The 14,202-nt window shown below is 37.1% G+C and carries 14 protein-coding genes and 1 pseudogene; 12 read left to right on the top strand and 3 right to left on the bottom strand.

All coding sequences use genetic code 11. The features are described 5' to 3' along the window. The first annotated feature begins 29 nt into the window (after positions 1-29). The 8 genes from FEU33_RS13070 (at position 30) to FEU33_RS13035 (ending at position 7,552) form a co-directional block, all read left to right on the top strand. The gene (locus tag FEU33_RS13070; RefSeq protein ID WP_222433423.1) at positions 30-1,385 is read left to right on the top strand and encodes a chloride channel protein; all 1,356 of its coding nucleotides are present in this window, start codon (positions 30-32) and stop codon (positions 1,383-1,385) included. A 505-nt stretch (positions 1,386-1,890) separates the two neighbouring features. Then, positions 1,891-2,619, top strand: coding sequence for a Fic family protein (locus FEU33_RS13065; protein ID WP_146549787.1), 729 nt, complete (start codon positions 1,891-1,893; stop codon positions 2,617-2,619). Positions 2,620-2,957: 338 nt separating this feature from the next. Then, positions 2,958-3,590: a GyrI-like domain-containing protein gene (locus tag FEU33_RS13060; RefSeq protein ID WP_146549786.1), complete on the top strand. Its 633-nt coding sequence runs from the start codon at positions 2,958-2,960 to the stop codon at positions 3,588-3,590. After that, complete coding sequence (locus FEU33_RS13055; RefSeq protein ID WP_146549785.1) at positions 3,591-4,067, top strand: hypothetical protein; 477 nt, start codon at positions 3,591-3,593, stop codon at positions 4,065-4,067. Positions 4,068-4,784: 717 nt separating this feature from the next. After that, positions 4,785-5,231 carry a helix-turn-helix domain-containing protein gene (locus tag FEU33_RS13050; RefSeq protein ID WP_146549784.1) on the top strand — a complete coding sequence of 149 codons (447 nt, stop codon included), beginning with the start codon at positions 4,785-4,787 and terminating at the stop codon, positions 5,229-5,231. Then, complete coding sequence (locus FEU33_RS13045; RefSeq protein ID WP_244951025.1) at positions 5,215-5,949, top strand: ABC transporter ATP-binding protein; 735 nt, start codon at positions 5,215-5,217, stop codon at positions 5,947-5,949. The genes FEU33_RS13050 and FEU33_RS13045 overlap by 17 nt, the downstream gene beginning before the upstream one ends. Further along, the gene (locus FEU33_RS13040) at positions 5,946-6,677 is read left to right on the top strand and encodes an ABC transporter permease (protein WP_146549782.1); all 732 of its coding nucleotides are present in this window, start codon (positions 5,946-5,948) and stop codon (positions 6,675-6,677) included. Before FEU33_RS13045 ends, FEU33_RS13040 begins: the two co-directional genes overlap by 4 nt. A 470-nt stretch (positions 6,678-7,147) precedes the next feature. Next, positions 7,148-7,552, top strand: coding sequence for a hypothetical protein (locus FEU33_RS13035; RefSeq protein ID WP_146549781.1), 405 nt, complete (start codon positions 7,148-7,150; stop codon positions 7,550-7,552). A gap of 388 nt (positions 7,553-7,940) precedes the next feature. On the opposite strand, the gene FEU33_RS13030 is transcribed toward FEU33_RS13035, so the two are convergent. Beyond that, positions 7,941-8,561, bottom strand: a complete 621-nt coding sequence (locus tag FEU33_RS13030) for a DUF2238 domain-containing protein (protein WP_244951024.1) — start codon at positions 8,559-8,561, stop codon at positions 7,941-7,943. Between the two features lie 100 nt (positions 8,562-8,661). On the opposite strand from FEU33_RS13030, the pseudogene FEU33_RS13025 reads away from it, so the two are divergent. The 4 genes and pseudogenes from FEU33_RS13025 to FEU33_RS13010 all read left to right on the top strand — a co-directional run. Further along, positions 8,662-9,060, top strand: a pseudogene (locus FEU33_RS13025) (PEP-utilizing enzyme); the annotation flags it as partial. Between the two features lie 564 nt (positions 9,061-9,624). Next, a complete protein-coding gene (locus tag FEU33_RS13020; RefSeq protein ID WP_146549780.1) occupies positions 9,625-10,191 on the top strand; it encodes a DUF4256 domain-containing protein in 567 nt (188 codons plus the stop codon). Positions 10,192-10,772: 581 nt separating this feature from the next. Then, positions 10,773-11,516: a helix-turn-helix domain-containing protein gene (locus FEU33_RS13015; protein ID WP_146549779.1), complete on the top strand. Its 744-nt coding sequence runs from the start codon at positions 10,773-10,775 to the stop codon at positions 11,514-11,516. Continuing rightward, positions 11,517-11,984, top strand: coding sequence for a toxin-antitoxin system TumE family protein (locus tag FEU33_RS13010; protein WP_146549778.1), 468 nt, complete (start codon positions 11,517-11,519; stop codon positions 11,982-11,984). A gap of 68 nt (positions 11,985-12,052) precedes the next feature. Here the strand turns inward: FEU33_RS13010 and FEU33_RS13005 are convergent, their stop codons facing one another. Further along, positions 12,053-12,307, bottom strand: coding sequence for a hypothetical protein (locus FEU33_RS13005; protein WP_146549777.1), 255 nt, complete (start codon positions 12,305-12,307; stop codon positions 12,053-12,055). Between the two features lie 294 nt (positions 12,308-12,601). After that, a complete protein-coding gene (locus tag FEU33_RS13000; RefSeq protein WP_146549776.1) occupies positions 12,602-14,200 on the bottom strand; it encodes a type I restriction-modification system subunit M in 1,599 nt (532 codons plus the stop codon). Positions 14,201-14,202: the final 2 nt, after the last annotated feature.

Here is a 14,202-nt window from a genome sequence, read left to right as displayed (position 1 = left end):
ATCAGTATTTATAGAGGAGAGTGATCATTTTGTTTCGCATCAATTATATTGAACCTATTATTATGATAGCAACATTATGTCGTTGGTTTATATTGGCGGTCATAACAGGTTCAGTTGTTGGATGTGGTACGACCTTATTTTTAAAGGGGTTATATAGTATTCTTGGACAAACGGCTTCAATTCCTCTGTGGGTACAGATGGTCATTTTACCTCTCGGAGGATTGTTAAATGGCTTGATGCTTTTTTATGCGTATCGTCATGTCAAGTCAGGAAATAAAGATTCAGTAGTTGCCGCAGTGCATGAGCAAGAAGGAAAATTACCGATGAAGACAATGCCCATTAAACCGATAGCGGCTATTATTACACTAGCATCTGGTGGGTCTGCTGGGAAAGAGGGACCATGTTCACACATAGGGGGCTCGCTCGCTTCATGGATAGGGCATATTTTGAAACTTGAGCCAAATCTCCAAAAAAGAATGGTTGCATGTGGAGTGAGTGCAGGTTTTGCCAGTGTGTTTGGGACGCCCATTGCGGGAGCTATTTATGGTATTGAAATTTTAACGATCGGACGTTTACGGTATGACATCATTTTTCCAGCAATTATTTCAAGTATTGCATCTTTTGAGATTAGTAAATGGTGGGGAATGACTTATCGCTATTTTCCCATCCAAGTACCGCCCCATTTTTCTGAAACGTTGTTTTTAAAGGTTATTGTCATTGGTATTCTGTGTGGCTTGTTAGCGTGGTTGTTTATTGAAGTATTTGAAAAAACAACGACTATTTTTCATCTTCTCCAAGAAAGGTTCGGAATATGGCCTCCTTTTATGCCCTTTATTGGAGGCATTATAATCGCTCTTCTTATTTTTGGCATTCCAACGTTAACCAGCTATTTAGGTTTGAGTCTTCCAATAATGGAGGGAGCTCTTGACGGAAAATCAATCCCTTATTCAAGTATATTTTGGAAAATATTATTAGTATCTATTACATTAGGTTCGGGATTTTATGGAGGAATTGTTACTCCTCAATTTGTTATTGGAGCTCTTTCAGGCAATATGTTTGCCAATTTATTAGGTGTAGATCCGGCGTTTGGAGCAGCAATTGGCATGGTAGCTGTGGTAGCCTCTGCATCGAATACACCATTATCTGCAGTTTTCATGGGCTATGAGCTATTTAGTGGTAACATAGGAATTTATGTAGTAGGTGCTTGTATCACCGCTTATATTGTTATAGGGCATAGAAGTGTATATCCTGATCAATTAGTTGCGTTCTCAAAATCTCTTTGGATGCATATTACGCCAGGTATTCCATTACAAAATGAAAAAATTCATGTTTCATATGGATTGCTGAGAAAGATGGAACATGTAAAAAGAAAATGGAAAAGTTAAGTAAAGTAACAAGTTGCATAAACAGATGAAATGTTAAATGAATATCATTTTGGTGAAATGATGCCAGCTTATCAAATATTGAATGAAATCGAATTGGGAAGACTTCAATTGTATGGTTGACCTCAATTTAATAATTTTAAAAACATAATAAATTCTAGTGTTAATTAACTTATAAAAATTATCAATCGTGTTGATTATCCAATTTTCCCCACAAAATATAGTGTATTCGCTGATTTCCGCTACGGCTTGCTCGCTTTCCTGCGGGCGAACGCTGAGCCTCCTCGCTTCGCTGCGGGGTCTCATCTATTCGCTTTTCCCGAGGGAGTAGAGCAAGCCTCCGCTCCAATCTATATAGATGGAGATAAAATACATGTTTTTATAGAATTATGCTAAATTTGTCACCTATTTTTTCCTAATCAACACGCCTGAAAAATTATGCATTCATACACGACTTTGTTACAATATATAGAAATAATCCCCAGGTAAACAAAATGAGGTGAAGAGAGTGTTTGAAACCATTAATCAAAAGAAAGCGCAATTAGATGCTTCTCGTCCATTGTCTCAATATACACTGAAAAGTCTTAGAGAAAAGCTATTTCTAGAGTGGACGTACAATTCTAATGCAATCGAAGGAAATACACTCACAATGAACGAAACAAAAGTGGTTCTAGAGGGGATAACGGTTGGCGGTAAAACATTGAGAGAGCATTTGGAGGTCATTAATCATCGTGACGCCATTCGTTATGTTGAAGAAATTGTTCAAAAGAACGAGGTGCTCTCTGAATGGCAAATAAAAAATATACATCGTTTGGTATTAAAAGGAATTGATGATGAATACGCTGGAATTTATCGTAAAGCGCAAGTTTTCATAGCAGGTGCCAAACATACACCACCACCTCATTTTCTGATTCAAGAAAAAATGGAAGATTTGTTGAATTGGTACCATCATAGAGGAATACATTTACACCCAGTTGAACGTGGAGCTATGTTACATGCTATTTTTGTTGGAATCCATCCATTTATCGATGGAAACGGGCGGACTTCCAGGCTTTTACTTAATTTAGAATTAATGAAGAATGGGTTTCCTCCAGTAATTATTAAAGTAGAAAATCGATTAGCCTATTACGAAGCACTTGATAAAGCACATACAACAGAAAATTATAGCGATTTTATCTTACTAGTTGAACAGGTAGTCGAAGAATCTCTTGACTTATATTTAAATGCAATTTGTTGAGTAAAAGATCTAAACTATGGGGAAAAGTAACAACTACCAACCATCGAGATAAATTAAGTCACAAACAGATATCATTTTGATGAAATGATGATATCTTATCAAATATTGAATGAAATCGAATTGGGAAAACTTAAATTGTATGGGTGCCTGGTACTTATCTTCATACGGTTGACTGGCACTTATGTTCATATGCCAGACAGAGCAATCATTGATGAATTTTACGAAAGTTTTCATATCAAACTTACCGTGATGAAGAATGGTGAGCATTGTTTCATACACTAGAACAACTACAGATCTTGGTTAAATCAGAGAACAGCTACTTGGAAGGAGAATAAAACATGGCTTTTGATTTTAAGAAGGAATATAAAGAATTTTATATGCCGAAGAGCAAGCCGGAGATTGTGACAGTTCCAAAGGCGAACTATATCGCTGTTCGCGGGAAAGGCAATCCGAACGAAGAAGGCGGTACTTACCAACAGGCAATCAGTATGCTATATGCAGTCGCATACACATTAAAAATGAGCTACAAAAGTGATTACAAAATCGAAGGATTTTTCGAATATGTGGTGCCTCCGTTAGAAGGTTTCTGGTGGCAGGATGATGTGGCAGGTGTGGATTACGCTGATAAATCTACTTTCAACTGGATTTCTGTGATTCGTCTTCCGGATTTTGTTGCGAAGAAAGATTTTGAATGGGCTGTGGAAACTGCATCCAAGAAAAAAAAGATGGACTGTTCATCTGCGGAATACCTTACGTTAGAGGAAGGGCTTTGTGTGCAGATGATGCATATAGGGGCTTTTGATGATGAACCAGCATCAGTTGTATTAATGGATGCATATCTTGCTGAAAACGAATATGTGAATGATATGACAGACAAGCGCCTGCATCATGAAATCTATATGTCTGATATCAGAAAAGTTGTTCCGGAGAAATGGAAAACAGTAATCCGTCATCCGATTAAGGAGAAGTAGATGAATTTTGGATTTTCTTATATGGGATTAATTTTTCTGACCATGTTGATGGTACCCAATATTGTATGGACAAAAAATCGGCCCAAGGATTATGAAAAATATGTATCTCATGAAAACAAGGTGCTGCTCGTATTTGAGAGAATCGGGGAAGTACTCGTTACCTGTGTTGCACTAATATTTTCGGATTTTAATATCAGAACAGGGTCTGTGTGGATATTGTGGTTAGTAGCAGCTATGATACTGATGTTACTGTATGAAATATATTGGATAAGATATTTCAAAAGCGAAAAGACAATGAAAGACTTTTACAGCAGCCTGTTTGGAATTCCTGTAGCAGGCGCAACACTTCCGGTATGTGCCTTTTTCTTACTTGGAGTGTATGGGAAGAACCTATGGATGCTTATTGCTGTTATTATTCTAGGAATCGGACATATAGGAATTCATCTGAATCACAGAAAAGAAATAACAGAGGTATAGCTATGGAGTTGCCTGATAATGCAGTGATACTTGCGTCAGAACTATTGCAAGGTGTAGAAGTGATGCTAGAGAATCACAGATTTGAATGACTCGAACACGTTCTCTGGTTTGTTTGATCATACCGATTTAACTAGAGTGAAGATCGCATCATAGCTAGAAGATAAGCTTATGAGGATTAGGCATATTGGCAAGTGGTTTTTATGTGCAATGGAAATACAATATGTAATTGTCAAGCATTATATTTTCATTTTGTTATAGATCTATAATTGGATGTATCAAATAAGAAATATAAATCCATTTATTCCTGAGTCATTTCTTCTATTAATAAGTAAATAAAATCCATATTTAAGGCTGAACCAATCTTGGTTCGGCTATTTTTTTATGGTGAATTCAAGACAAACTGGAAATAATAAAGTGAAACTCCATCAGTGGGAGTTTTCTTCATCCTCCCACTGGAATAGAGGAACTCAGGTTAAAAGCGCCACGTCCTGTGGCAACACTTGAGTGACCAACGTCTTGTTGGCCCGAACCAATCGGACTTTTACGGGCAGTTGTTCCTCCATCTATCTTTGTCGTTTCTCTCTATATCTTGAGATGGGGGTCTTACTGCCCGTTAAAGCGGGATAAAATGCTACGAATTTTAACATAAGTGTTACAGATCATTGATAGACGCACCTTCATTTCTGCTTGATAATAAAATTAGGAGGTTGGAAAAGTATGATAAGTATGAATTTAAAAAACTTACGAATGCGCCATCAACTAACGCAAGAGGAAGTGGCTGAACGTATAAATGTATCTCGCCAAGTTATTGCGAAATGGGAGAAAGGGGAGTCTACTCCTGATATTCAGTATTGTGTCCAACTGGCAAGCCTATATCATGTTACTTTGGATGATCTAGTGAATTTTAAGGATGATGTAAGTGAATTAGGTATTCCACCGAAAGGCAAACATTTTTTTGGCGTTGCGACGTTAGGGGAACGAGGACAAATTGTTATTTCAAAAAAAGCAAGGGAAGTATTTGAATTAAGTGCTGGTGATAAGTTGATCATTGTTGGTGATGATGAACGAGGAATAGCTCTTGTTCCAGAAAAGATGATGAGCGCTTTTTTCAATTTAGTTAAAACGACTTTAGACAAGGGGAATGAACATGACGATAGCCATTGAAGTCCAATCGTTAACCAAAAAATATGATAAAAAAACTGTTGTAGACAACGTTACTTTTTCGATCAATGCAGGCGAATTGTTTGGTCTCCTTGGTGTGAACGGTGCAGGGAAAACGACGCTTATTAAAATGCTTTCCTGTTTGATAAAGCCATCAAATGGCGATGCAAAATTACTAGGAAAAAATATTACTCAGCATCCGGAACAAGTCCATCAATTGATTGCGGTATCGCCACAAGAAACGGCGATTGCGCCAAATTTAACGGTGCGTGAGAATTTAGAGCTGATGGCTGGTATACAAGGGTTAAATAAAGTAAATAGAAAAAGAAAAGCTGATGAAATAATCATGCGATTTTCTTTGAAGCCATATGAAAATCAGCGAAGCAAAACATTATCGGGTGGTTGGCAGCGTCGACTCAGCCTCGCTATGGCATTAATTAGTGAGCCACAGATTTTATTCTTAGATGAACCAACATTGGGACTGGATATACTCGGAAGACGCGAATTATGGTCACTTATTAAAAAGTTGAAAGAAAAAACAACCATTATTTTAACGACCCATTATTTAGAAGAGGCAGAGGCACTCTGTGATCGAATCGGCATTATGAAAGATGGGAAAATGAAAGCAATCGGTACAGCTGAAGAACTCATTAAAATTTCTAAAGCGGCAACTTTCGAGGATGCATTTGTCTATTTTGTAACGGGAGGTGACATACAATGAGAATTTTTTTATTCGCAGGTAGAACGACGAAAGAGATTGTTCGTGATCCACTTTCTATTTTTTTTGGATTGGGTTTTCCAATTGTATTATTACTTCTCTTATCGGCCATAAACAGAAGTATCCCTGTCACGCTTTTCGATATCAATGAAATAACACCTGGAATTGCAGTATTTGGACTGTCATTTATGGGGCTTTTTGCAGCACAAGTGATTTCCAAAGATCGAGAAAACTCATTTTTAACAAGACTTTTTACAACACCAATGACATCCAAGGACTTTATTATCGGTTATAGCGTACCATTACTTGTAATGTCTATTGCACAAGGAATCATTTGTTATATCGTAGCTATTTTAATTGGTTTATCCATCACAGCTTCTATGATCTTTTCCATTCTATTACTAATCCTGCCTTCTTTGATTTTTGTTAGTATAGGACTTATCTGCGGTTCCTTGCTAAGCGAAAAAGCGGCAGTGGGGATTTGTGGAGCTCTTCTTACTAATTTGTCTGCATGGTTGTCAGGCATTTGGTTTGACTTAGATTTAGTTGGTGGTCTATTCAAAGACATTGCTTATTTACTGCCCTTTGTACATGCAGTCGCTATGGGCAAAGCAGTGCTTAATGGCCAATACAGTGCAATGTTTCCACATCTTTGGTGGGTTTTAGGCTATGCCATTATTTTAACCATACTGGCAATTGTCATTTTCAGAAAGAAGATGCAGGCCGACTAACTTTAATGGATTTATCGTGAGAAAAGGAAATTATATATGATGATAGATAGGATATCCGATTTGAATCCTTTTTCTCTACATATTTCCATTTACAGGGAACCGTTATAGGATGAGATCATCACCGAGACTTGCTCTCTACTCGTATGCGTAGGGGGCATAAAAATGTTATTATTGCAACATTTTTATGCCTTTTTATAAGTGCCAATCTCCTAATCCAATCTTGCTAAACCGAAAAACAATGCTATCCACGGGAAATAACACTCAATCCACGGGAAATACTGTTCAATCCACGAAATTCACACTCCTATCCACGCTATTCTCCTTCCAATCCACGCAAAAATGAATTGTATCCACGAATTAGACTTTTTAAGTCTTATATAGCAGGGAATCTGTTAAACTTTAGGCATCTTGGATGGGCTCAGGAAAACCCTAGAAAAAGTTGGCGCAAGTATATTGGAATGGCCTCTGGATTGTCACTTGTTGTTTGTTTAATCGGCGTATACCTAAGTGTTACAAATTGGCATGAACGCACGGCTTTATCCAATTCGTCTGTATTTCACAATTACTTAATTTTTGTATTTGTTGAATTTCTTTTGGCAGGAATAGGAGCATTCTTACTAATTAGATTAAAAAAGAATGATTATGTTGCCCCATGGATTGTCTTGATAGTAGGTACTCATTTTTTCTGGTTGAAAAATATTTTTAATGATTTTAGTTTATATATATTAGCCGTACTTCTCATTGGAGTGGCAATTATTTCGTTGTGGCTTTCTAAAAAGCTAAATGTTGCTAACAGTGCCATAACGGGTATTGGAGCTGGGACAGTGTTATTCAGCTTTGCCATATTAGGGTTAATCCGATTTCTAATGGCTTAAAGTTGTAGTATAAGATATTATAAATCCGCCTTTCAATATGTTTCGTTATTTTAGTGATAAACGGATTTTATATAATAGTTTTCAATTCTACTTCAAGTGGTTAATTAAATGCTACAATTAACCAAAGTAAAGTGCTACCCATTCCATAATGTTCGGGTTTACGGGCTAGATTAAAACAGCAGAGCGGGCGTAAACCTACTCTGCTGAAAGATTTAAAGTTTCCTCTTAATATAAAATATCGCGCGCATTTTGCGATTCATGCTTTGATTGAACTATTTAGAATGAGCAAATCCATTCTTCTTTTGAGAACACATTGAACAGGAACAATGTATTCAAAGAGCACCGGCATCGGCATTTAGAACATGACAGCTTACTTTTCCGACAAGCTTCACTTTGATCTTATTTCTGTCCATAAGGCAATCATAAGCGCGCCGATCATTCCGGCTATCAGATCTGTCATCGTATCTGTGTTGTCTTTCTGCATAATCACACCGAATAATCCACCGCAACTGAACTCATAGATTTCCCATAAGACACCGCAAAACGCGGCAAAAGACAGAATAAAAAGGAAAAGGAACCCTGAAGAAACCTGTCCATTCACCCTTTGAAGAACCAGCTTTTTGTAAATAGCGATCGCGAAAAAGGCGATAATCATACCACTTAAGCCATGTAGTAAAAGATCCCACCAGCTAAAATTATGGTACCAGTTCAGAATTGACCCAAGAAATTGCGATCCAAACAGAAAAATAAGATAAGTGATGACAAGCGGCAAATCCAATTTGAGACGAGTCAAAACCGTCAGCAGGATAGGTACCGCTCCGCACAGAATACCGGCAAGACCGACTGATCCTGAAAATCGATTCCCGGTTTCAAAAGAGTAAACGGTTACAAAGATCATGAAAATTACATAAAGAGAGCTTAATAAAATGATATACTGACGTTTTGCCATCGTTTGATCCGCCTTCTTCATCGAAAGATAATTTGGATGCGGAGGGTTAATCTCTGGCAATGATCCGTTACTCCTCCGCAAAATCCATAGTTTAAAATAGATTATATCACAATTACTGTTTTGGTAAACGTAGGTTCTGTATGTACTATTGGTTTGATGATATAAAAAACTAACGCCACCGCGTGTAATCACATCTGATGGAGAAATTGTTACAGGTGAGTACAAACGTGAGAATCTCCCAGCCAAAGCTCTTGTGGGTCTACCTGTTTCTTCCGGAGTGATAGAGGGACGAGCACGTGTTATCTTAAACATAGAAGGTGCTGATCTAGAAGAGGGAGACATATTAGTCACTACCTTTACGGACCCTAGTTGGACACCCTTGTTTGTATCCATAAAAGGCTTAGTCACCGAAGTGGGTGGGCTGATGACTCATGGAGCAGTGATCGCACGTGAATATGGTTTACCCGCAGTTGTCGGAGTAGAAAATGCCACCAAACTGATAAAAGATGGGCAACGAATTCGTGTACATGGAGCAGAAGGGTATGTAGAAATCCTTTAAAGGGGAAGAAATTTTCTATTCTGACGTGTTTTATACAAGGTAAACCCTTTGATAAGTAGAAATTCTATAAAGGTAGAGATATTTTCCTCCTATTGGGAAGCTAAATAAAAAGTGGAAGCTGGGAAGGCGGCTCAATTAGGGGATTTTCATTTGAATAAAAAAGGAAATTTAATGAGATCAGTCAATTTCATAATGCCGTCAGTAGTGAAAGATTGGTCCTCAGAATTTTGCATCACTTTTAAAAACTCAATCGAGTAGTATATATTGAGACGTTATAAATTATGATAATGACGAAGAGTGAAGATAAATGATATATTGAAGAAAAATAAAAGCTAAACTTGGAAATTATATTCTAAGCAAAGTTCAATACTTTAAAAGACAGTAGAAAATATAAAAAGTTTAAAAATAGAAAGATCGCACTCTATTCAAAAAATACCAACCTTAAACTTTTTGTAATAGAAGATGGAGTGTATAGTCAGGTTCAAGAGATGGGATTAAAAAGTGCTAAGAATGAAGCCATTTTGAAAAAGTAATTCTAAACATATTATATGGAGAGGTTTTAGTATGAAAAAAGAAAAAAAGAGCTTGTCACCAGAACAATGTGAAGAAATACTCGGAATATTGAGAGCTCGCTTTGAGGGAAACATGAATCGTCACAAAGAACTTGAATGGGCTCATGTACAGGCAAAGCTAGAAGCCAACAATGAAAAACTATGGTCGCTGAATGAAATGGAAAACACTGGTGGTGAGCCAGATATCATTGGCTACGATAAAGAGACAGACGAATACATTTTTTATGATTGTTCAACGGAAAGCCCTAAAGGTCGAAGAAGTGTTTGTTATGACCAAGAAGCGCTAGAGTCTAGGAAGAAAAACAAACCAGAAAATAACGCGATTGATATGGCAACGGACATGGGCATTGAAATTTTAAACGAAGAACAATATCGCGAACTACAAAAACTCGGAAAATTCGATTTAAAAACCTCAAGCTGGATACAAACACCACCTCATATTCGAAACCTCGGTGGCGCCATCTTTTGTGATCGTCGCTATGACACTGTTTTTGTCTACCACAATGGAGCAGATTCCTACTACGCAGCTAGAGGTTTCCGTGGATTGCTAAGGGTCTAAATTGTAGCCTAGTTGATGCTGAAATGGTAATTAAAAAGCGCAAAAATGTTGTTCCACCAACATTTTGCGCTTTTTTCGATACTAGTCTCCCAACTAATATACTTAAAAATGATGCTATCCACGGGAAATATCGTTCAATCCATGGGAAATAACCTCCCATCCATGGAAGAAGAAGTTCTATCCACGGATGAAGCTCTTCCATCCACGCAAAAATAAATTGTATCCACGAACCGGAACTTTTAAGTCCTACGATAACAGAGATTATGACAGATCCATGTCACGAACAGCTTTTTTAGGTCTAAATTATTCTAAATTTAATGATATCTCGTCAAATATTGAATGAAATCGTATCCATAAGATTTAAATCATATGGGTAACTGGCATTTTTTAAAACTTTGTCGTAATCGATCACGAAAATCTCTTGGTTAAAAAGGTATACAAGGCCTTTTATGAACAACTGTTGCACTTAATTTGACAAATCACCATTAAAAAGAATAATTTCTGATTTTTCTGCATACAATGAAACAAAAATGCTATTTTGTATCAAATGTGTTATTCTAAAATAAAAGGAGGGATACGCAATGATTGCTCTACGACCCAATGGTACAAAGCATTCAATTGGAGAGATTAATCCGAATATGATAGAGAACAATGAATTTCTTGACAATCAAGGCACGTTTTATAAACTTGCATTTTTTATTCAGCTTAAATTCCGAGATTTTATCGTCAACATTACTCACAGTGAAAATACCATTTTTTCTAATAAAGATGTAGAAGAAATAGATATTCTTGAAAATTTACGGAAAGCCGCTTCTAGCGATATATCAGTTAACAATTTTGCTCTCGTGAAATATTATTTGGAGAAGTTGTTTTATGAGATGACCGAGACAGGTGTACTTGAATTTTGCTATCGAAGCAATTATTTAGTTTCAAGCAAGGAATTAGGCGAAAAAATGGGAGTATCTCGCGCGACAATCAAACGGTATGTTGATAATGGTATGGAGACAGTCAATAAAAAAGGAATAGGTCATAAACATTATCCAAAGCACAATGCTTTTTACTGGAAAGATAGTGTTTGGGCATTACGTATTCAAGCCTTACAACAAAACTTCAAATTGCGGGATCAAAGTAAAACAAACTTAATTGAAGAAATCAAAAAGGAAATACAAGAATATGAAAAGCAATATGGTGGGCCGTTCAATAAGGTATTTGCAGATGTCGTTAATGGAAAATTAGATATTTACGACTTAGATGAGCCAGATGATTATAAGGATTGGCGAGATTTATTAAATGATCTTGAAAAGGTTCAAGGGAATAATCTTTAAATGAATGTCGTTCAACAGCAAAGAATTAGCGAGATTCAGCGCTTATTCGAAGAGAATCTTGATTTATTTGATAGAAAAAATCCTTTAATGGTAAAGATCAAAGCCAAAGGTATCAGTAAAGTCGTAGCAACATTGCCGTTAATCAACCATCCAAAATATAGTGCCACCATTTTAAATATTTCAGAGATTTTAGATGATAATGGAGAAATCACGTCATATCACTATGGTTGGGAACTCTCCCAAGAGGTAGAAAAACTAAGTAAGCAAAGAAGACATATAACTGCATTTGGGAATGAAGATCATTCAGGTCCACCCATGTTTGAAAAGGATCAATATCACCATCATCATATTCCATATGATCCGGCTAAACGTCAACATACGAATGTTAAGAATTTAGAAACAGTAATTGAGATTTTGAAGAAATACATTGTTGAAGGCAAAATTTACGATCAATCACATTTATTTTAATAAAAGATCAGTAGTCGATCAATTAGATACTGGTCTTTTATTTTTTTAATAGAAGATAAAAGTCTTTGTTAAGAGTGATAAGTGCCAGTCAATCCAGCCTTACTTTCATAACCAAAAAATAATGCTATCCACGGGAAATATCGTTCAATCCATGGGAAATGACCTCCCATCCATGGAAGAAGAAGTTCTATCCACGGATGAAGCTCTTCCGTCCACGCAAAAATGAATTGTATCCACGAACGAGAATTTTTAAGTCCTACAATAACAAGGTTGATTGGCATATGTTTGGCCTGAAATAAGCAAATAATAAAGGAGTTAGTCATTGACTAACTCCTTTAGAAGTAGGACCTTGAGCCACGTATATCATCAAGATACTTTCAATCATAGTATTCTGCAGCACATACGCATCATTAACAGATTGACACCATCTGCTATATCAATCACGTTATTATCAACTAGCTAGCGTGCTTGATTTTCAGACAAATATCGATAGAACAAAAAGGCAAAGACATAATTCTTGTGTTCAGAGATAGTCATACTGTCGATTTTGTCTACTGCAATATCGGACCAGATTTTTTCAAAATCAATAGCCAATATTGCACCTCCGTTCCGAGTTATTAAACACCTAGAATTTTAAGCTGTTCTGCAATGGTTGCTTCAAGTTCAGCGATTTCTTGTTTATCCTGAGCCAATAGGTTCTGAACTTCATTCAAGTCAATCGCTTCTTCTTCTTCAAACGTATCCACATAACGAGGAATGTTCAAGTTGTATTCATTTTCACGAATTTCTTCAATTGATGCCAAATGAGCATACTTAGGAACATCGACACGATTATGGTAAGTTTCAACAATTTTCTTGATGTTTTCATCTGTCAAACGATTTTGATTTTTGCCTTTTTCAAATTCGTTTGAAGCGTCAATGAAGAGAATATCTTTCGTTGTACGTTTCTTCTTAAACACGATGATAACTGTTGGAATTGTCACTCCGTAGAACAAGTTGGCAGGAAGACCAATTACTGCGTAGATACGGTTTCCACTTGGATGTTCAATCAAATTTTCACGAATCGTCCCTTCAGCTGCTCCGCGGAATAAAACACCATGTGGCAAGACAATCGCCATTGTTCCTTCTTCGTTCAAGTGATAAAGACTATGCAAGATAAAGGCGTAGTCTGCTTTTGTCTTTGGTGCCAATTTCCCATAATCTTTGAAACGAGGATCTTTCAACTTCGTTTCGTTATTGTCCCAATGTGCAGAGTAGGGTGGATTTGCTACGACCGCATCAAACGAACGTGGATGATCGACACCTTTAGCATCGATGCCGTCTGGCCAGTCACTTTCCAAAGTGTCTGCGTTTGATAAAGTCATATTAGTAAATGAAACACCATGCATCATCAAGTTCATACGAGCCAAGTTGTAAGTTGTCGTGTTCTTCTCTTGACCGTAGAATTTGATAGCACCAGGTTTATCTCCGCCAGGCACTTCTCCTTGAACTGTAAGCAACAATGATCCTGAACCACAGGTAGGGTCATACACAGAAAAGGTTTGATCGGATTCTTCAACGTCATCCGTTACGACTTTGGCTAAGATTTTAGAAACTTCGTGTGGCGTGTAGAATTCTCCGCCCTTTTTCCCAGCTGATGCGGCGAATTGTCCAATCAGGTATTCATAGATAGCACCTAGAATATCTTCCCCGTCATTACCTTTGTAGTCTATTCCATCAACCAATTTCACGATACGGTTCAAAGATTTCGCACGTTCATTTGTTGATGAGCCTAGACGTGAATCACCAAGATTGATGTCATTGAAAACACCACGGAAGTCTTGCACAGCTTCTTTATTGAGTTCAGCATTCTTATTGAAGTTATCAAAAATGGTTTGATAGTCACTTGGGATGACCATGCTATTATCGATCTTTTGAATCAATGATTCCCAAGTATCGAGTGGTGCAATCGCATACCCAAGGCTTGATGAAATATCTTCAAGGTAGTCATTCAAGTCATCTCCATTTGCTTGTTCCAAATATGCCTTGTTGATGGATTGTCCTGGCTCAACATCAATGACGTTGTTGTTAACCAAGTATTGCTCTTGGTGCTCTGACAAGTATCGATAGAACATAAATGCCAAGATGTAGTTCTTATATTCTGCTGCGTCCATGTTGCCACGGAGCTCGTTAGCCATGGCCCACAGTTTGGATGTGATTGTATGTAAATCGCTCATGT

The organism is Rummeliibacillus suwonensis, from assembly GCF_007896435.1.
GTDB classification, from domain to species: Bacteria; Bacillota; Bacilli; order Bacillales_A; family Planococcaceae; genus Rummeliibacillus; species Rummeliibacillus suwonensis.
Note: the sequence above shows the minus strand (reverse complement) of the source record. Positions and strands in the feature narration are given on the sequence as shown.

Excerpts from the sequence above, each read along its gene's own strand:
- FEU33_RS13060 (WP_146549786.1), top strand. The coding sequence starts at position 2,958 with ATGGCTTTTGATTTTAAGAAGGAATATAAAGAATTTTATATGCCGAAG.
- FEU33_RS13055 (WP_146549785.1), top strand. The coding sequence starts at position 3,591 with ATGAATTTTGGATTTTCTTATATGGGATTAATTTTTCTGACCATGTTG.
- FEU33_RS13050 (WP_146549784.1), top strand. The coding sequence starts at position 4,785 with ATGATAAGTATGAATTTAAAAAACTTACGAATGCGCCATCAACTAACG.
- FEU33_RS13045 (WP_244951025.1), top strand. The coding sequence starts at position 5,215 with ATGACGATAGCCATTGAAGTCCAATCGTTAACCAAAAAATATGATAAA.
- FEU33_RS13040 (WP_146549782.1), top strand. The coding sequence starts at position 5,946 with ATGAGAATTTTTTTATTCGCAGGTAGAACGACGAAAGAGATTGTTCGT.
- FEU33_RS13020 (WP_146549780.1), top strand. The coding sequence starts at position 9,625 with ATGAAAAAAGAAAAAAAGAGCTTGTCACCAGAACAATGTGAAGAAATA.
- FEU33_RS13015 (WP_146549779.1), top strand. The coding sequence starts at position 10,773 with ATGATTGCTCTACGACCCAATGGTACAAAGCATTCAATTGGAGAGATT.
- FEU33_RS13010 (WP_146549778.1), top strand. The coding sequence starts at position 11,517 with ATGAATGTCGTTCAACAGCAAAGAATTAGCGAGATTCAGCGCTTATTC.
- FEU33_RS13005 (WP_146549777.1), bottom strand. The coding sequence starts at position 12,307 with ATGACTAACTCCTTTATTATTTGCTTATTTCAGGCCAAACATATGCCA.
- FEU33_RS13000 (WP_146549776.1), bottom strand. The coding sequence starts at position 14,200 with ATGAGCGATTTACATACAATCACATCCAAACTGTGGGCCATGGCTAAC.